Below are 18,639 nucleotides of genomic sequence, written 5' to 3'. Positions count from 1 at the left end.
ATGGACAAAGAGCAGCTGCTAGAAGCTGATGAACAGCACGTGCCGGCAACGCCAAGCCCGGGACAGGTTTTACGTGAAGCCCGCGAAAAACTGGGGTTATCGCAACAAGCTATTGCCGATAAGTTGTTTCTGCGCGTCAATATTATTTCAGACCTCGAAGACAACCGGTTGGATGAAAATACGTCGGTAACCTTTATTAAGGGGTACGTGCGTTTATACGCCAAAAATGTTGGTTTAAAGTCGGAAGAATTAATTTCATTATTTGAAAAATACCACACGGCGCCCAAGCCACCGGCTAAGTTACAGAGCTTTTCGAAACGTGTAGCTAAACAGGCTCATGACGATCGCTGGATGATGGTTACGTATATTATTGCCATTATTTTACTGGCTGGAGTGGTGGTGTGGTGGTATCAGCAGCCTGCTAACGAAACAGATTTTTCATCCTCAACAACACCTACAACCGCCGTTCCCAAAGCAAAGCCTGCGGCAAATAACCAGTATACTGATACACAAACAGGTGATGATTCTGGCGAAGCAAATGAATTCAGTGATGAGACAGACAACACTCTCACCTACACAGAAGATGAAATCGCCTCGCCGGAAAGTACTAATGATTATTCAGGTGACAGCGCCGAGGGAACCCCAGCTGACTATGGGCTGTCGGTTGATACTGACACTGACCAGCCTGTAGAAACGCAAAGCGAATCAATACCTGAAGTAACTACTATCGGATTAACCTTTACCTTTACTAATGATTGCTGGGTAAACGTAACCGATTCAACTGGTGAAGCCTTAGCATTTGGTATCAAAGCAAAGGGATATGTGATGTCGGTTTCAGGCATTCCCCCGTTTGAAGTAACGCTGGGTGCACCACATGTAGTGCAAATTGATTACGATGGTGATGCGGTTGACATGTCGGGGTTTGATCCCAAACGCACCGCGAAGTTCTATTTACCAATGCAGGAACAATAATGTTTGCTGAAAGCCCGATTAAGCGCAGAAAGTCTACGCGTATTTATGTAGGGAACGTACCGATTGGCGATGGTGCGCCAATCGCGGTTCAGTCAATGACCAATACGCCCACTACCGATGTGGCTGCAACCGTGGCGCAAATTAATCGGATAAAAGCGGTAGGGGGTGAAATTGTTCGCGTGTCGATTCCAACTATGGAGGCTGCAGAAGCCTTTAAGCTGATTCGCCAACAGACTGATATGCCGTTAATCGCCGATATTCATTTCGATTACCGGATCGCGTTAAAAGTAGCGGAATACGGCGTGGATTGTTTACGGATCAACCCAGGCAATATCGGTAACATAGAACGGGTTAAGTCGGTAGTGGATTGCGCCCGCGACAAAAATATTCCGATTCGCATCGGGGTCAATGGCGGTTCTCTCGAACGAGATTTGCAGGAAAAATACGGCGAGCCAACACCGGAAGCCCTGTTGGAATCGGCGATGCGTCATGTTGATATCCTCGACAAGCTGAACTTCGATCAGTTTAAGGTATCGGTTAAAGCGTCAGATGTATTCCTGGCTGTAGGGGCGTACCGTTTACTGGCAAAGGAAATTGATCAGCCATTGCATCTTGGCATTACAGAAGCTGGCGGACAGCGCGCTGGTGCGGTAAAAAGCGCGGTAGGTTTGGGAATGTTACTGGCGGAAGGTATTGGTGATACGCTGCGCGTGTCGTTGGCAGCCGATCCGGTAGAAGAAATCAAAGTGGGTTTCGATATCCTGAAATCGCTGCGGATCCGTTCAAGAGGCATCAACTTCATTGCATGCCCAAGCTGTTCGCGTCAGGAGTTTGATGTAATCAGTACGGTCAACGCACTGGAACAGCGTTTGGAAGACGTACTCACGCCCATGGATGTGTCTATTATTGGATGTGTGGTGAATGGCCCTGGTGAAGCAGAAGTGTCTGATCTTGGTTTAACGGGTGCGCGCAACATGAGTGGTTTTTATCTGGACGGTAAGCGCCAGAAAGAGCGTTTAGCCAACGATGACCTTGTTGAGCAACTTGAAAAACGCATTCGCGCCAAAGCCGCTATGCTGGATGAACGCAACGCAATTGCTGTGACACACAAAGACTAGACTTACCCGGATTTCAACGCCGATTTAATCGGCAAGAAAGTTTGTTGTTTAACGCTAAAGCCCCTATAATGCGGGGCTTTTACGTAAGCTTGAGAGAAATAAGTGGCGAAGACAATTCAGGCTATCCGCGGGATGAATGATTGCCTGCCGACAGAGTCGGGTAAATGGCAACAGGTGGAAGCAACAATCCGTCAGGTGGTGGCCAGTTACGGTTATCAGGAAATACGCACGCCAATAGTGGAAAGTACCGATTTATTTAAACGGTCGATTGGTGAAGTAACGGATATCGTTGAAAAAGAAATGTACACCTTTGAGGACCGCAACGGCGACAGCCTGACATTGCGCCCGGAGGGTACCGCCAGTGCAGTACGTGCCGGAAATGAGCATGGCTTGATTTACAATCAGCAGCAACGCTTATGGTATATGGGCCCAATGTTTCGTCACGAGCGCCCGCAGAAAGGACGCTATCGCCAGTTTCACCAGTTTGGTGTAGAAACCTATGGTTTGGATGGTCCGGACATCGATGCTGAAGTCATACTGTTGTCGGCCAGATTGTGGAAACTGTTCGGTATTGAAAGCGCGGTGTCATTACAGATTAACTCTCTGGGATCAAATGAAGCGCGTCAGGCTTACAAAGAAACACTAACCGCCTACCTTAGCGAACATAAATCTCAGCTGGATGAAGATTCGCTTCGTCGTTTGGAATCCAACCCGCTGCGAGTGCTGGATAGCAAACATCCGCAGGTACAGGAAGTGGTTGCTAATGCGCCGTCGTTGCTGGACCATCTGGACGAAGAATCTGATACACATTTCAAAAAATTATGTGAACTTCTGGACGCAGCAGGCATCCCATACCAGGTTAATCCGAAACTGGTGCGCGGTCTGGATTATTACAATCGCACGGTATTTGAATGGGTAACCGACAGCCTTGGCGCACAAGGTACAGTGTGTGCCGGTGGCCGCTATGATGGCCTCGTTGAACAATTGGGCGGTAAAGCGGCACCTGCAGTAGGATTCGCTCTGGGTCTGGAGCGCTTGGTATTGTTGCTCGAAACCCTGGAAAAAATTAATTCCACCGATGCTGCGGCCGAGATTTACGTTACGGCCATGGGTGACGACACACTGGCGTATGCCAGTCAGGTAGCAGAGGCACTTCGTGACCAACAACCCGATTGGCGCATCATGTTGCACTGCGGTGGTGGTAACTTTAAAAAACAATTAAAGCGCGCAGACAAAGTCGGGGCTGTTGTTGCATTGCTTATTGGCAGTGAAGAAATGGCAGCCGGGCAGGTGTCTGTAAAACCATTGAGAAATAATGGTGAACAAGTAACGGTTGCAGTGTCTGAACTGCCACACGTTTTGGCTGGCATACTTGCCGGGTAAGCCAGACAACATCTAATTACAGAGGTAAAACATGGAACAATTCGCTACAGAAGAACAACAGGTAGAAGCGATTAAGCAGTTTTGGAAAGATCATGGTACATCGCTGATTCTGGGCGCAGTACTGGGATTGGCTGGCTTATTTGGCTGGCAGTATTACAGTGACGCGCAAAAAGAAGCGAAAGAAACTGCTTCTATCAGCTATCAAAGCGCACTGGAAACCATGGTTTCCGACGATAATGCCGGTCCCATTTCAGCACTTATCGAAACCGGTTCTGCAGCAGGTTATACCGATCTGGCCAGTCTCATTGCGGCTAAGCAAGCAGCAGACAAAGGTGAGTTGGAAGTTGCGGCGAGTTATTTGTCGAAAGTAGCTGCTAACGGCAGCGACGAGAGCCTCAAGCAGGTTGCCGCGGTGCGTTTGGCCCGTGTACAACTGGCACTGGCACAGCACGACAAAGCGCTGGCTTCTCTGGAAATCGCAAAAGACGAGGCATTTATTGCTCAGGTTGAAGAAACTAAAGGCGATATTTTCGCGGCGCAAGGGAACTTTGACAAGGCTCGTATGGCCTATTCTACTGCTCTGGAAAAAAATACAAACAACCGTTTACTGCAAATGAAACTCGATAACCTTGCAGTAACAGCAGGATAGTGAATGACAGCAATAACTCGAAACATCTCACAGAACCGCGCATTACTGTGTAGCCGTATGTTTAAGCGGGTAGTGGTTGGCGCGTTGATGGTGGGTCTGACAGGATGTTCTACAATGTCAGACTGGTTCGCCGACGAAGAAGAACTGAAAATTCGCCGGATCCCGGCCATCCAAAACCAGATTACCCCTAAAGTCGTGTGGGATTACAACCTGGGCGATGGCGTTAACGACTATTACTCTCAGTTGCGCCCTGTGTTTGCCAATGACAAAGTATTCGTAGCTGAACGTCATGGTGAAGTTGCGGCGCTTGCGCCTGATACAGGCAAAGCGTTGTGGCACAAAAACTTTGCTATTTTCCCTGACGAATCATTTTGGGATGGTATTGCGCGTCTGTGGCGAAGTGGTGCTTCAGCCAAACTCAGTGCGGTAGCTTCGGGCTACAATATGCTATTTGTAACGTCTGAAGACGGTTTAATTCGTGCGTTAAACGTCGATACCGGTGATACCTTGTGGGAAGCCTCTGTTGCAGGTGAGATTCTTGCAACGCCTGCTATGGATGAAGGTATTCTGGTGGTTAACACCGGTGCAGGTATTCTGTTTGGCCTGGATGTTAAAACCGGCGAGCAGCTTTGGCGCAGCGAAACGGACGTACCGCCTTTAAGTTTACGTGGTATTTCTGGCCCAGCTGCTTCTAACGGTGGCGCATTAGTGGGTACGCCTACAGGCAAACTTCAGGTCAATATTCTGGAAAGCGGAATTCCTGCCTGGGAGACGGCTATTACTGCCCCGGCCGGCGCAACTGAACTGGAACGAATTATTGATGTTGATTCCACGCCAGTCGTGTTTGGTACTACAGTGTATATCGTCTCCTACGATGGCACGCTGGCGGCGCTGGAGCTGCGCAGTGGTCGTATCATGTGGAAACGCGAATATGGTTCATACCGTGACCTGGCGGTAAGCGGCAACAAGATATACGTGGTTGATAACCGCTCTATCGTGTACGCGCTTGATCGCAGAAACGGCGTGGAGTTGTGGTCTCAGGGTGGCTTGAAACAGCGTAACCTCACCGCGCCACTGGTAACTGAGAAATACGTGGTAGTAGGTGATAAATGGGGCTTAATGCACTGGATTGATCAGGAAGATGGCTCACTGGCAGCCCGGTATGATCTGGGTGGCGACGACGAAGACGATGCCATTTACGCCGCGCCAATCCTGGTTAATGATTTGGTTGTTACTATTACACGTGACGGGGATGTAGCTGCATTGTCTGCTAAATAATCCTCAGCGCTGAATATTGCGCAAAATGTATATATAATTACACGGCCGCGTCTATGACGCGGCCGTCTGTTTGTTTAACTCTGTAAGGAACATCACTATGTTGCCTGTTGTGGCGCTGGTAGGCCGGCCCAATGTGGGTAAGTCCACCCTGTTTAATCGATTAACTCATACCCGGGATGCACTGGTTGCCGATTTTCCCGGCCTGACCCGCGACCGTCAGTATGGTCAGGCAACTTATGAGCAGCGCCAGTTTATTGTAGTTGATACCGGCGGAATTACCGGCGACGAAGAAGGCATCGACGCCCGCATGGCTGCCCAGTCTTTACTGGCGATTGAAGAAGCCGATGTGGTGTTCTTTTTGGTTGATGCCCGCGCTGGCTTGTTACCTGCCGATCAGTTAATTGCTGATCATCTCCGAAAAACCGACAAACGCGTGTTTGTGTTAGCAAACAAAGTAGACGGCATCGACGGCGACAGTGAAAGTGCAGAATTCTATTCAATGGGCCTGGGTGATATTCACCAGATAGCGGCTGCGCACGGGCGAGGAGTCGCTAAATTGATTCAGGACTCGTTGACCCCACTTGATGAGATGTTTCCGGAAATGGCGATCCAAAAAGCGGAAGATAAGCCGGAACTGGACCCCGAAGCACAATTAGAACAGCTGCAGAACTTACCTATTAAATTGGCCATTGTGGGTAAACCTAACGTGGGTAAGTCTACACTGACCAACCGCATTTTAGGCGAAGACCGCGTGGTGGTTTACGATATGCCGGGCACTACCCGCGACAGCGTTTATATACCGCTTACCCGCGATGACCGCGAATACATCCTCATTGATACCGCTGGCGTAAGAAAGCGCAAAAAAGTATCCGAGGCCATTGAGAAGTTCTCTATTGTAAAAACACTGAAAGCCATTGAGGAAGCCAACGTTGTGTTGTTGGTGATTGATGCGCGTGAAGGTATTGCCGATCAGGATCTGAGCTTATTGGGCTTTGTGCTCAACTCAGGGCGCTCACTGGTGATTGCGGTGAATAAATGGGATGGTCTGGATACTGACGTTAAAGACGACATCAAGCGCGAACTTGATCGCCGGTTAGGATTTGTTGATTTTGCCCGTTTGCATTTTATTTCTGCATTACACGGTACTGGTGTGGGCAATCTGTTTGCGTCGGTGAATGAAGCTTACCGCAGTGCTACAAAACGTATTAATACCTCAATGCTGACTCAGGTAATGGAAATGGCTCAGGAAGACCATCAGCCGCCGTTGGTGCGTGGTCGTCGGGTTAAGATGAAGTACGCTCACGCCGGTGGTTATAACCCACCTGTGATCGTGATTCACGGGAATCAGGTTGAAGACCTGCCAAGCTCGTATAAACGTTACCTGATGAATTACTTCCGCAAAGCACTTGAGGTAATGGGGACACCCATTAAGATTGAATTCCGCGAAGGGGCCAACCCATTCGAAGGAAAGAAAAATCAGCTTACCCTCGCACAGCAGCGCAAGCGCAAGCGAATGATGGCTTACCACAAACAGAAGAAATAAGTCTGAAATACAAAAAAGCGAAAGAACCGGGTTCTTTCGCTTTTTTGTTTAATTGGTATAAGCCGGATTTACCTGCTGATTTGAAACTGGTGACTTAGTTATTGCTATTTCAAAGCCCGCCGGATTTCTTTCATTAATTCAGATTCTGGTGGTACCCGTAACTGCGGGAGAGCCGCCTTCACCAGCGGATCGCCAATACGCGCAGGAAAAGTAGTACTGAATTTCACAAACTTGTCTTCTATCTGGAAGACATAAATGCTGGCAAACAATGATTCGCCGTTTTCACTTTCAGCAAACATTTCTGCCATCACGCCTCTGTTTGGCAACAACTCGGAAGCAAAAGGGGTATTTAATTGCTGCATAGTAACGGCCATGGCGCGGGCCTTGGCTACGTCATTGGCTGTGTCTACAGCCTTTTTAAGCTCTGCATTAACTAACTCTTCAGAGGGCGCAGTCAGAACAGACAAGATAGGATATATCGCAATATCCAGAATGGCTTCTTCAAATTCCGGGTGCGTATAGCGCGCAATAATGCCGCGAAACGGGTCGGGGTACATGTATCTTTGCGATAGCATAAAAGTATCAATGGCGTCAGGCAGCGTTAACAGGGTGTTGTAGTCACTGGCCCCCATGGCGGCATACAAAAAGTTCGCGCTGAATACTTTTTCCTGTTCAACATGCTGCCACCAGGTAAGGACGATTTGATTAATATCCTCCGTGGCTACCTGGGCATTGTTGGCGTGCCAGTACTCAACTGAAAAAGAATCTATAGCGACACCTCGCCATTCAACAGAAAATTCCGTGATACTTTTTCGCAAACCTGTAAAAGAGGCGTTTGGCGTTGCCTGGGTTAACTGATTGCCAATCAACAGTTCGTAATCATGGCGGCTAACTGATGGGCTCAGGCTGTTAAACAGGTTTAACGATGACAACGCCGTTAAAAAATCTGCTGCCCCGATACCGTCGTTCTTGCATTGCAAAGCGGCTGGTAAGTCCTTTGCGCAGTTAGCAATGCCTTCCTGACTCAGATACGAAGAAAATACATTAATATCCAACGCAATAGGCACATTTTCAGGCACCGGTAACGCAGGCTGAGCAGGGGGGTGACGTGTAACCTGCTGAGCACAACCCAGGATACACAACACAGAGGCTGTTGCTATCCATCGACAACTGGAAATAAACAAATATAGGTTCCTTATAGCGACTTATCACTGTCCTCAAGCGGCTTGCAGTGTGTCACCAAACTGGTGATCTCCCCGTCTTTTACCCGGGTCACCAATGTATCTTGTGCAGTAACCTGCGCTACCGATGTTATCGCTTTATCGTTATTAAGTGTGATTGAATAACCGCGTGATAACGTCGCTAACGGACTTACCGATTGCAACAGATGCGCCATTGACGCCAGACGTTGCCCGTTGGATTCCAGTTTGCGCTGCATAAGAGAGAGTAAACGTTGCCGGCTATGATGACATCGGCTGAGCAAGGCTTCAAGCCGTATTTGAGGGTGCTGACGTTGCAGACGATGAGCTTGTTGCTGCACCATTCGTTGAGCCTGTGAAAGTTGACGATTCATGGCTAAATGTAAACGTTGCTCTAACCGGTCGATACCCTGACTTTGTTGGTTAAGTTGAGTGGATGGATGCCGCCGTATCAGCCTTTGCTCAAGGGCCATCAGTCGGTGAGTCTGCCGTTGGATAAGGGATTGGGTAGACTGAGCTAATCGCCGGGTAAGATGGCGAATTAGCGACACCGATTCGGATTGGTCCATCGACACCAGCTCTGCCGCTGCCGATGGCGTAGGTGCACGCAGGTCGGCTACAAAGTCAGCTATCGTTACATCCACTTCGTGGCCAACGGCACTTACCACCGGAATGGCCGAGCGGGCAATTTCTCTGGCCAGTGATTCATCGTTAAAGCACCACAGGTCTTCCATGGAGCCTCCGCCGCGCGTAAGCAGGAGTACGTCTACTTCATTGCGTTGATTGGCAATCCAAAGCTGATGCATCAGTTGTTTACTGGCCTGTTCACCTTGCACCATTGAGGGATAAATAATGACTTCCGTAGCCGGGCTCCGCCGTTTAAGTACACTCAGCACATCGTGCAATGCTGCACCTTGCGCCGAGGTAATTACGCCTACGCGTCGAATTACCTTTGGCAAGGATTGTTTACGACTTTGATCAAATAACCCTTCAGCGTGTAAAGAAAATTTTAATTTTTCGAAAGCCAGTTTTAATTGTCCTTCGCCTTCGGGCTGCATGGTTTCAACAATCAGTTGATAATCGCCCCGGGGTTCGTATAAGCCAACACTGGCTCTCACCAACACGCGATCCCCTTCTCTGGGAGGTTGACGAACTGCGCTGTTAGCCGCGCGAAACATGGCCGCACGTACCTGAGCTTTGTCGTCTTTAAGGGTAAAGTACCAATGCCCTGACGCAGCACGGGTGAGGTTGGATATTTCCGCTGTGAGCCACACCAGGCCAATTTCACTGGTTAAAATGTTACGCGCCAGGCGATTTAATGTTGTTACCGTGTGAACTTTTTGCCCTTGAGGGGCAGTGTTACTTAGCATCGAATGAAAAAACCTCACCTTTAAGACAATTAGAGTTTACCTGAAACTGAAAAAACACTACAATTGCGCCGCAATTAGGCCTTTACTACACAGGTAATATTGCATGCTCAGAATCGCCCAAGAAGCACTCACATTTGACGATGTTTTGCTTATCCCAGCACACTCAACCGTGTTACCGCATACTGCGAACTTACAAACCCGTCTGACCCGTGGGGTCGCCTTAAATATTCCTATGGTGTCCGCAGCAATGGATACCGTATCTGAAGCGCGTCTGGCTATTGCACTGGCTCAGGAAGGCGGCATTGGCTTTATTCACAAAAATATGACCCCGGAAGAACAGGCCAAACACGTTCGCGAAGTTAAGAAATACGAAAGCGGCGTAGTCTCAGACCCGGTAACGGTATCAGAATCCGTTAAGCTTGGCGAGGTTATTGCTCTGAGCAAACGCATGGGATATTCAGGCTTTCCGGTTACCGACAATGACAATAACCTGATTGGGATAGTTACTGGTCGTGACCTGCGATTTGAAAACCGCTTGGATCTTCCCGTTGGCAAAGTCATGACGCCAAAAGAGCGCCTGGTAACCGTAAAGGAAGGCGCCAGTTCCGAAGAAGTACTGGAACTGATGCATGAACACCGCATTGAGAAAATTCTGGTTGTTGACGATGCTTTCAAACTGGCAGGTTTGATTACTGTAAAAGATTTCCAAAAAGCTGAAAGCAAGCCTAACGCCTGTAAAGATTCGTTAGGTCGTTTACGCGTAGGCGCTGCAGTGGGCGTAGGCCCAGGCACCGACGAACGTATCGAGTTACTGGTAGATGCTGGTGTCGATGTTCTGCTTATCGATACCTCGCATGGTCATTCTCAGGGCGTAATCGATCGCGTTAAAACAGTGCGCGCGAATTACCCTGATTTACAAATTATTGCAGGTAACGTGGCTACAGGTGAGGGTGCAAAAGCACTGGCAGAAGCAGGCGTTGATGCGGTGAAAGTAGGTATCGGCCCAGGTTCAATTTGTACAACCCGAATTGTTACTGGTTGTGGTGTACCGCAAATTACGGCGATTTCTGATGCGGTTGCCGCGTTGGAAGGCACCGGTATTCCGGTAATTGCTGACGGTGGTATTCGTTTCTCTGGTGATATCGCTAAAGCACTGGTTGCCGGTGCGAGTTGCGTAATGGTAGGCAGCATGCTGGCTGGTACCGAAGAAGCGCCGGGTGAAGTAGAACTTTATCAGGGACGTTACTACAAATCGTATCGCGGTATGGGTTCATTAGGTGCCATGAATCAGCGCAACGGTTCATCTGATCGCTACTTCCAGGAGAGCGACAACGCCGAGAAACTGGTACCAGAAGGCATTGAAGGCCGAGTGGCGTATAAAGGTCCTATTGCCAATATCATTCATCAGCAAATGGGCGGATTGCGTTCGGCCATGGGATTAACCGGCTGTGCCACTATTCCTGAATTGAACACTAAGCCGCAATTTGTGCGTGTAACCGCAGCGGGCATGGGCGAGTCACACGTTCACGACGTAAGCATTACTAAAGAAGCGCCTAACTACCGTTTAGGCTAAGTACATCCCGAAGCGATATTCACAGGCTGGTTTTTAAACCAGCCTGCTTATTTTTATTGGAAGGCGAGAACCATGACACAAAACATCCATAAGCATCGAATTCTTATTTTGGATTTTGGATCGCAATACACTCAACTAATTGCCCGCCGCGTGCGTGAAATCGGTGTGTACTGTGAACTCTGGGCATGGGATGTCAGCGAAGAGCAGATTAAAGAATTTAATCCAACGGGTATCATCCTGTCTGGTGGTCCGGAATCGGTAACTGAGGCGGGTTCACCACGCGCTCCTGAATATGTATACGAAGCTGGCGTGCCTGTACTGGGTATTTGTTACGGCATGCAAACCATGGCGCAACAGCTCGGTGGTCAGGTACAGGGCTCAGACAAGCGTGAATTTGGTTACGCGCAAGTGGAAGTGATCAAGTCCAGCGCATTACTGGCGCACATTGAAGATCACCTCAATGCAAACGGCAATGCCTTACTGGACGTATGGATGAGCCATGGCGATAAAGTTATCGCGATCCCGGATGGATTCGAAACCGTCGCGCTTACGCCATCATGTCCACATGCGGCAATGGCAAACGAAGAAAAACAATTCTACGGCGTTCAGTTCCACCCGGAAGTCACTCACACTCATCAGGGCATGCGAATTCTGTCTCATTTCGTGCTGGATATTTGTAAGTGTGAAAAGCTTTGGACACCCGGAGCAATTATCGACGACGCGATCGAGCGCATCAAACAGCAAGTTGGCAACGACGAGGTCATTCTTGGTCTGTCGGGTGGGGTAGACTCCTCCGTAACCGCCATGTTGTTGCACCGTGCAATCGGCGATCGCCTGACGTGTGTATTCGTAGACAACGGGTTACTTCGCTTAAACGAAGGCGAGCAGGTAATGGATATGTTTGGAGACCACTTTGGCCTGAACATCATCAAAGTGGATGCCGAAGAACGCTTCCTGGCTAAACTGGCCGGTGTAGAAGATCCAGAAGCCAAGCGCAAAGTGATTGGTAATGAGTTTGTTTACGTATTCGACGAAGAAGCCAGTAAGCGCGTTAATGCAAAATGGTTAGCGCAAGGCACGATTTATCCGGACGTAATCGAGTCTGCGGGTTCGAAAACCGGCAAAGCGCATGTGATCAAATCTCACCACAACGTGGGGGGATTACCCGAAGACATGGAGCTTGGCTTGGTAGAGCCATTGCGCGAGTTGTTCAAAGATGAAGTGCGCAAAATTGGCCTGGAACTGGGTTTGCCTTACGACATGCTGTATCGCCACCCGTTCCCAGGACCAGGTTTAGGTGTACGCGTACTGGGCGAAATCAAGAAAGAGTACTGTGACTTGCTACGCCGTGCCGATGCGATCTTTATTGAAGAGCTGCACAAAGCCGATTTGTACAACAAAGTCAGTCAGGCTTTTACTGTATTCCTGCCGGTTAAATCAGTAGGCGTAATGGGCGATGCCAGAAAGTATGACTGGGTTGTGTCGCTACGGGCGGTAGAAACCATCGACTTCATGACAGCACACTGGGCGCATTTACCATACGATTTCCTGGGTAATGTGTCGAACCGCATTATTAACGAAATCGACGGTATTTCCCGCGTAGTGTATGACATTTCTGGTAAGCCACCGGCAACAATTGAGTGGGAATAACCCATCAGGTAGTAAGCTACTGATTAATCGTTGATTCAACATATAGAAAGCCTTGCGATGCAAGGCTTTCTGCTTTTCCGGCGTTCATAATAGTAAAGCGTTAATATTATGAACGCCTTTTTCAGTTCGTTAGTTGACTAACCCAGTAACGACAGTGCAGTCTGCGGCCTCTGATTAGCCTGCGCAAGCACAGTAGTGGCAGCCTGTTGCATAATTTGATTGCGGGTAAGTTCTGCCGTCGTCGCAGCAAAATCGGTATCGCGTATCCGGCTTCGTGAGCTGCTTAGATTTTCGGAAATAGTTGACAGGTTGCGAATGGTCGACTGAAAACGGTTTTGCGTTGCACCGAGTTCTGCGCGCACTGAGCCTAGACTGGAAATTGCACCATCGATGGTCGTCAGGCTGGTGCCGCTTCCCGAACCTGAATCGGTATAGGTACCTGATGTGCCTGAGTTAGGATAAGCCGGGTTATCAGAGCTCGCTGCCATGCGAAAATGAGGCTGATTACCATTAACTGCAACTTGTGAAAATGAGGGTTCAATAGTTAGTACTGACGAGCCTAACGCACCATTAACTGCATTTAACACCGCAGCATTATTCGCAGCATAATCTGCCATATTATTTGAGAGTGAAACCGTCACTTCCTTGTAGGAAGCACCACCATCGTTGGATACGGCAAAGCTATAAGTTCCTGACGTTGCAGGCCCTGAAAATTGAAAGTTAAACAGCACCTGATTGGCTGATAGCGCAGATGCGCCTGTGACATCGTCAGGGTTGATCCCTGAACCGGTGAGACTCAATCCATTTATTCCTAAGCCTGATACACCAAATCCAGCCCCGGAAAACTGGGTTAATCCAATGCTAATCTGTTGCCCGGCATTCGCCCCAACCTGAAAAACCGTACTACAGGCAAGTGTAAATATTTAGTAAATCATTGAAATTCTGTTTTTTTGTTTGTTTTTTGCTCTATTTAAGCTGTTGTTTAAAAGTAGACTGCAGCAAATACCCGATATCAATTTCGTTTACTTTACGCAGATGGGGTGTGGACGAGGTTATGTATAACTTAATCGATTGATTACATTTGTTAAAGCTCATCAGCGTATTCATTTTTAGTCGTTGTATTTACAGTGTTTTTACAAATTTGATCGTTGCAGAATATATGACATAGGGTACTCTGGATAGGTAATGGACTTATACTAATGGATTAGAAATGAAGTACCGTGCAGATATCGACGGACTGCGAGCGTTGGCCGTTGGCGGTGTTGTGTTGTTTCATGCGTTTCCCCATAAACTGGCTGGTGGGTTTACCGGGGTAGATGTTTTCTTCGTCATCAGTGGTTTTTTGATTTCCAGCATTTTATTTACCGACTGTGCGAAGCATTCGTTTTCTTTCGCTGGTTTTTATGCACGTCGGGTCAGGCGGATTTTTCCGGCCTTATTGGTGGTACTAATCAGTTGCCTGGTATTCGGCTGGTTTGCGTTATCTGCCAACCAATTTCAGCTACTTGGCAAACATGCGTTAAGTGGTCTGGGCTTTATTGTTAACTTTGTACTGGTTGGCGAGGCGGGGTATTTTGATACCGCTGCAGAAACAAAACCGCTTCTTCATTTGTGGAGTCTGGCGGTAGAAGAACAATTCTATTTGTTATGGCCTTGTCTGATATTGCTCACCTGGCGCCGGGCTTTGCCATTGGTGATAATGCTTTGCATCATATTGTCGTTTGCAGCAAACCTGGTGTTGGTAAATAGCCAATCGGCAGGGGCGTATTTTTTGCCTTTTGGTCGGTTTTGGGAAATGCTGGCAGGCAGCCTGTTGGCGTGGGTGCTATTCAAATACAACAGGGTTACTTTGGTAAAGCCAATGGTTGCCAACTCGCTCTCAGTGATAGGACTATTGTGCCTGGCCGGTGGTTATCTGGTCATCGATAAAACGTCTGCGTTTCCCGGTTACTGGGCAATGTTACCTGTATTGGGGAGTGTGTGTGTTATCACTGCAGGCGAAGGGGGACTATTTAACCGCTGGTTACTGAGCAATCCATTAGTGGTTTGGGCGGGATTGATCAGTTATCCTTTGTACCTTTGGCACTGGCCAGTACTGTCGTTCCTGCGCATAATAAAAGGGAGCGAGCCTGGTACGTTTGAGTTGGCATGTGCTATTGCGTTATCTGTTTTGCTAGCCTGGTTAACCTATAATCTGATAGAAAAAGGCGTTCGTCGTCAGATTTATTCAGTCAGGTCTGTCGTGAGCCGATTTGTGCCGGCATCTGTCGTGGTTGCAACTGGCGCTGCCTTAGTTGCATTTTCATTTGTCTCTAATTATCCCAGCATAACACCAGAAAAATTCAGCCAAAGTTTAACTGCCGCAACATGTAGCCAGATTTTTTCCGAATGGAACGAACTCAACGACAACACCTGCCGTTTCCAGCAAACTCACAATACGATTGCTGTTATTGGTGATTCTCATGCAGGTCATTTGTTTGACGGCTTGGCTGAAGTGGCAGCCGATAGGGGGCATAGTGTTGCCTTGTTTCCTGCGTCCTGTCAGTCGCCATTACGGGGTGTTTCATCCGGTTACATTGTTCAGAATACTGCTGAAGTCGCATCTATGCGGGAGAACGGGCATATACTTATCAGCCAGGCCCTGGACTATGTATTGGCAAACGACCAAATACAAAACGTTGTGCTGGCGCATTCACCGCGCTGTGATACCTCTATTAAAGATGTCATTTTGCCGCATTCTCAATCTTACCAGGAGATACTGGCGAATGGCTTTCAACGCACGTTGACGGAGCTGCAGGAAAAAGAGAAGCAAGTGCTGATTGTGCTGGATAATCCCTTTTTAAAGTCCTTGCCCAATCGATGCCTGAAAAGTCGCCTACCACTTTATTCCAAGCGGGAATCGTGTATTGAAAGTGAAGAAGAGCACCGAAGTAATGAGTTGGTGAATACATATAACAAGGTAGTTGCTTCTGTCGCCGCGCAGTTCCCAAATGTAACCGTGATTGATTTAGCCTCAATACTCTGTGAAAACGGCCAATGCACTGCGGTGGTTAATGACAAATTACTGTATAAAGACCAGAGTCATTTATCGGTATTTGGCTCGCGTTATGTTGCTCCGTATATCTTTGAAGCGCTGGATATCTAGTTGCCTCTGTTATCCGAACAGCGAGTTTTACACTGAATAGGTTAAATACTTCTGCTGCATTCTGTATGTAACTTTTTATTTTTCGATTAAAATTATGAAAAATAAAGAATTTATTTGTTTTTTTAGATTGTCTTTGTATTTTAAGTCTGTCATAAATTTTTACACCACCGAGAGTAGTGTGATTTTTAGGCTATTCAATACAACAGCTTAGATACTGGTGTTAATGTTGCATGTTAAAATATTGTTAATAAATTCGAGGTGCAACATGAAGAAATTAATGCTTGGTTTGGTGATGTTGGTGATATCGAGTGCAGCAAATGCATCCTTTATTCGGAATTTAATCAGCGAAAATTCGCCGGGTACAAATGGTTCCTGGAGTTTTGGGACGGTTTTTACCGTGGGGGCAACGGATCTCGATGTTAGCGGTTTAGGCGCTTACGATTATTTGGGTGATGGCTTTGTAAGCAATGGCATTCTGGTCGGATTGTTCAATGAATCTGATGGTTCGTTATTAGTATCAACGCTGGTAAATTCATCGGACCCACTGATAGGCGCGTATCGATATTCAGCGATTAGCTACACGTTATTCGCTGGCATGCAGTATCGACTGGTTGGCGTTAGCGGAAGTGATCGCTATATTCAGGGTAATGGCACCTGGACATTTTCCAGCGATGTTACATTCAATAGCTATGGCTATTGTTCGAATACGTCGCTAACGAGCTGCAACACGCATATTGAAGGGGATTATGGCATGGCGAATATGCAGTATTCACTCAGTACTGGCTCGTCTGCTCCAACACCAGCATCCGCGCCAGCTGGTATGGCGTTGCTTATGCTCGGTGTAGGTTTACTTTTTAAACGTCGCCAAAAGGCTAAATTTTAACGCATCTACCGTTACGGCTAATTTGATTTGGGCGCGCAGTATTCCGGCTTCGCGTCCCTTTATTCTTGTGTCTTAGACTGTTAAAAGCCATATCTTCATCGCGCCAACCGAGTGTGAATAACATTCATTCGGTGTTTGGTTTCTTTTTGAACGCCCTGTCACAAAAGTGTCACTCAATCGTTATTTAATTGTGGGCTACCGCACACGGACGGTGGTTGTTAGCTGTCTCGTTAAATTCCGGAGAACCCACATGATACGTTTCACCAGTATCAATCGCCTGATCATGACGCCGGTGCTGGCCATTATCAGTATTTTAGTTTTACTTAATGCCTTGTCGATCTCCATCGCATTTTCGCTTATTGCCAACACTGAACAAGTGGAGCGAACGCATGTTGAATCAGAACGACAAATCACCAACGTCCTTTCTGAATTTAAAACTCAGGTACAGGAATGGAAAAACGTGTTGTTGCGCGGTAGTTCAGAGAAAGACCGGGTTAAATACTGGGAGCGTTTTCAGGCACGTGAGCGTGATGTAAAGAGCCAACTGAAATCTATGGTGAGTGTGCAGCAGTTGCAACCAGAACAACTTGCCACAATAGAGGATTTTCTTGCTGCACATGGAACTATGGGAGCCCGTTACCGCGAAGGCTATGAAGCGTTTGTTGCCGCAGGCTTTGATCCTAAAGTTGGCGACAAATTTGTTCGCGGCATCGACCGCGAGCCCGCTGAATTGCTTCAGAAAACGGCCGATAGCATAGCGTTACTATCAAGGCAGGCCAAAGCCGACGTTGCCAGCCAAACCCAACAACGCTTGTGGATGATTCTGCTGGTATCAGTTGTAGTAAGTGCGGTGTGCATATGGTATTTGGTAGTCAACCTGCGCAAAAATGTGGTTAAGCCGACCCGGGATATCGCCGCCTGTTTGCGTCAAATGGAACAAAAGCGTTACGACTATCCGCTGTCTTATCGCAGTGATCATGAGTTAGGGGCTGTGGCCAGCGCAACCCGCCATTTGCAAACCAAGCTTCAAGACACGGTTATGCTGTTGTCTGAAGCGCAACTTCAGATGCAGCATTCTCATGATACGTTGGATGATGTAAGCCATGCCATTGAGCGCGGTGCAAAGACGCAATATGAGTCTTCAGACGCGTTAGCTGCGGCTAATGCAAAACTGGATGACATTGTAAAAAGTCTGGTTGCCATTACGACACAGGTGTCTGTAGCCTCGAGTAATTCACAAACGCAGGCGAACGAGTGCTACCAAACATTTGAATCGGCTAATCAGGGATTTGTAAAATTAGCGCAAACCGTAACTGATGCCAGTACCATTGTGAATGAATTACAGGCCCGCAGCGCCAGTATTCTTACCGTGGTGAATGTGATAAATGAGATTGCAGATCAAACAAACCTGCTTGCACTGAATGCTGCAATTGAAGCTGCTCGGGCCGGTGAGCATGGTCGGGGATTTGCCGTAGTGGCCGATGAAGTAAGAGCCTTGGCAGCGAAAACCCAGCAGTCTACTCAACAAATTAACGGCATTTTAAGCGCATTTGAATCAGACGCCAATAAGGCAGTGACTGCAATGCAGAATGGTCAGCAACACGCCGACGCTAATGCCCAGAGCGCACAGCGAGCGTTAAAGTTGCTTACTGAGTTGGTGCGCTACATTGAAGAAACACAAAGTGTTGTGGCTGCAATGAATGACGCGGCGGGGGAGCAGTCGCAGATTGTGAGGCAACTGGATGGCGTAACCTCCAGAGTAATGAAATCCTCTGAGGAATATCACACACTGGCAAAAGACGACGGCATATCCAGAGCTATCGGACAGATGGCACAGAATGTAACATCGGTGGTGTCGGCGTTGAGCTAAACGTCA

At 47.9% G+C, this 18,639-nt stretch carries 13 protein-coding genes and 1 pseudogene; 11 read left to right on the top strand and 3 right to left on the bottom strand.

Annotated features, from left to right (window positions below):
• The 6 genes from FJ444_RS15665 (at position 1) to der (ending at position 6,943) form a co-directional block, all read left to right on the top strand.
• Positions 1-972 carry a RodZ domain-containing protein gene (locus FJ444_RS15665; protein ID WP_140959787.1) on the top strand — a complete coding sequence of 324 codons (972 nt, stop codon included), beginning with the start codon at positions 1-3 and terminating at the stop codon, positions 970-972.
• On the top strand, positions 972-2,090 hold the full coding sequence (gene ispG, locus FJ444_RS15660; protein WP_140959785.1) for a flavodoxin-dependent (E)-4-hydroxy-3-methylbut-2-enyl-diphosphate synthase: 1,119 nt from the start codon (positions 972-974) through the stop codon (positions 2,088-2,090). The genes FJ444_RS15665 and ispG overlap by 1 nt, the downstream gene beginning before the upstream one ends.
• 102 nt (positions 2,091-2,192) lie before the next feature.
• Positions 2,193-3,473 (top strand): histidine--tRNA ligase, encoded by a 1,281-nt coding sequence (hisS, locus tag FJ444_RS15655; RefSeq protein WP_140959783.1) that lies wholly within the window; start codon positions 2,193-2,195, stop codon positions 3,471-3,473.
• A gap of 31 nt (positions 3,474-3,504) precedes the next feature.
• On the top strand, positions 3,505-4,122 hold the full coding sequence (locus tag FJ444_RS15650) for a tetratricopeptide repeat protein (RefSeq protein WP_140959781.1): 618 nt from the start codon (positions 3,505-3,507) through the stop codon (positions 4,120-4,122).
• Between the two features lie 57 nt (positions 4,123-4,179).
• Positions 4,180-5,400: an outer membrane protein assembly factor BamB gene (gene bamB, locus FJ444_RS15645; protein WP_140959958.1), complete on the top strand. Its 1,221-nt coding sequence runs from the start codon at positions 4,180-4,182 to the stop codon at positions 5,398-5,400.
• Between the two features lie 97 nt (positions 5,401-5,497).
• Complete coding sequence (der, locus tag FJ444_RS15640) at positions 5,498-6,943, top strand: ribosome biogenesis GTPase Der (RefSeq protein WP_140959779.1); 1,446 nt, start codon at positions 5,498-5,500, stop codon at positions 6,941-6,943.
• Positions 6,944-7,047: 104 nt separating this feature from the next.
• On the opposite strand, the gene FJ444_RS15635 is transcribed toward der, so the two are convergent.
• Together FJ444_RS15635 and xseA are read right to left on the bottom strand one after the other, a co-directional pair.
• Complete coding sequence (locus FJ444_RS15635) at positions 7,048-8,127, bottom strand: hypothetical protein (protein ID WP_140959778.1); 1,080 nt, start codon at positions 8,125-8,127, stop codon at positions 7,048-7,050.
• A gap of 11 nt (positions 8,128-8,138) precedes the next feature.
• Positions 8,139-9,512: an exodeoxyribonuclease VII large subunit gene (xseA, locus tag FJ444_RS15630; RefSeq protein ID WP_140959776.1), complete on the bottom strand. Its 1,374-nt coding sequence runs from the start codon at positions 9,510-9,512 to the stop codon at positions 8,139-8,141.
• Between the two features lie 103 nt (positions 9,513-9,615).
• Here xseA and guaB point away from each other — a divergent pair, with 103 nt between their 5' ends.
• Both guaB and guaA read left to right on the top strand, forming a co-directional pair.
• Positions 9,616-11,085 carry an IMP dehydrogenase gene (gene guaB, locus FJ444_RS15625; protein WP_140959774.1) on the top strand — a complete coding sequence of 490 codons (1,470 nt, stop codon included), beginning with the start codon at positions 9,616-9,618 and terminating at the stop codon, positions 11,083-11,085.
• 72 nt (positions 11,086-11,157) lie between these two features.
• On the top strand, positions 11,158-12,735 hold the full coding sequence (gene guaA, locus FJ444_RS15620; protein WP_140959772.1) for a glutamine-hydrolyzing GMP synthase: 1,578 nt from the start codon (positions 11,158-11,160) through the stop codon (positions 12,733-12,735).
• A gap of 137 nt (positions 12,736-12,872) precedes the next feature.
• On the opposite strand, the pseudogene FJ444_RS21815 reads toward guaA, so the two are convergent.
• Positions 12,873-13,127 (bottom strand): annotated as a pseudogene (locus tag FJ444_RS21815) (flagellin); the annotation flags it as partial.
• 818 nt (positions 13,128-13,945) lie between these two features.
• On the opposite strand from FJ444_RS21815, the gene FJ444_RS15610 reads away from it, so the two are divergent.
• The 3 genes from FJ444_RS15610 to FJ444_RS15600 all read left to right on the top strand — a co-directional run bounded on the left by FJ444_RS15610 (position 13,946) and on the right by FJ444_RS15600 (position 18,633).
• Positions 13,946-15,880 (top strand): acyltransferase family protein, encoded by a 1,935-nt coding sequence (locus FJ444_RS15610; protein ID WP_140959770.1) that lies wholly within the window; start codon positions 13,946-13,948, stop codon positions 15,878-15,880.
• A 265-nt stretch (positions 15,881-16,145) separates the two neighbouring features.
• Positions 16,146-16,763, top strand: coding sequence for an LPXTG cell wall anchor domain-containing protein (locus tag FJ444_RS15605; RefSeq protein ID WP_140959768.1), 618 nt, complete (start codon positions 16,146-16,148; stop codon positions 16,761-16,763).
• A gap of 250 nt (positions 16,764-17,013) precedes the next feature.
• The gene (locus tag FJ444_RS15600) at positions 17,014-18,633 is read left to right on the top strand and encodes a methyl-accepting chemotaxis protein (protein ID WP_140959766.1); all 1,620 of its coding nucleotides are present in this window, start codon (positions 17,014-17,016) and stop codon (positions 18,631-18,633) included.
• Positions 18,634-18,639: the final 6 nt, after the last annotated feature.

The sequence above is a fragment of the Aestuariibacter sp. GS-14 genome (assembly GCF_006494365.1).
GTDB classification, from domain to species: domain Bacteria; phylum Pseudomonadota; class Gammaproteobacteria; order Enterobacterales; family Alteromonadaceae; genus Alteromonas; species Alteromonas mangrovi.
This window is presented reverse-complemented; position numbering and strand designations above follow the sequence as displayed.

What these genes read in the sequence shown, in the direction of transcription:
- FJ444_RS15665 (WP_140959787.1), top strand. Translation starts at nt 1, where the DNA reads ATGGACAAAGAGCAGCTGCTAGAAGCTGATGAACAGCACGTGCCGGCA.
- ispG (WP_140959785.1), top strand. Translation starts at nt 972, where the DNA reads ATGTTTGCTGAAAGCCCGATTAAGCGCAGAAAGTCTACGCGTATTTAT.
- FJ444_RS15650 (WP_140959781.1), top strand. Translation starts at nt 3,505, where the DNA reads ATGGAACAATTCGCTACAGAAGAACAACAGGTAGAAGCGATTAAGCAG.
- bamB (WP_140959958.1), top strand. Translation starts at nt 4,180, where the DNA reads ATGTTTAAGCGGGTAGTGGTTGGCGCGTTGATGGTGGGTCTGACAGGA.
- der (WP_140959779.1), top strand. Translation starts at nt 5,498, where the DNA reads ATGTTGCCTGTTGTGGCGCTGGTAGGCCGGCCCAATGTGGGTAAGTCC.
- xseA (WP_140959776.1), bottom strand. Translation starts at nt 9,512, where the DNA reads ATGCTAAGTAACACTGCCCCTCAAGGGCAAAAAGTTCACACGGTAACA.
- guaB (WP_140959774.1), top strand. Translation starts at nt 9,616, where the DNA reads ATGCTCAGAATCGCCCAAGAAGCACTCACATTTGACGATGTTTTGCTT.
- guaA (WP_140959772.1), top strand. Translation starts at nt 11,158, where the DNA reads ATGACACAAAACATCCATAAGCATCGAATTCTTATTTTGGATTTTGGA.
- FJ444_RS15610 (WP_140959770.1), top strand. Translation starts at nt 13,946, where the DNA reads ATGAAGTACCGTGCAGATATCGACGGACTGCGAGCGTTGGCCGTTGGC.
- FJ444_RS15605 (WP_140959768.1), top strand. Translation starts at nt 16,146, where the DNA reads ATGAAGAAATTAATGCTTGGTTTGGTGATGTTGGTGATATCGAGTGCA.
- FJ444_RS15600 (WP_140959766.1), top strand. Translation starts at nt 17,014, where the DNA reads ATGATACGTTTCACCAGTATCAATCGCCTGATCATGACGCCGGTGCTG.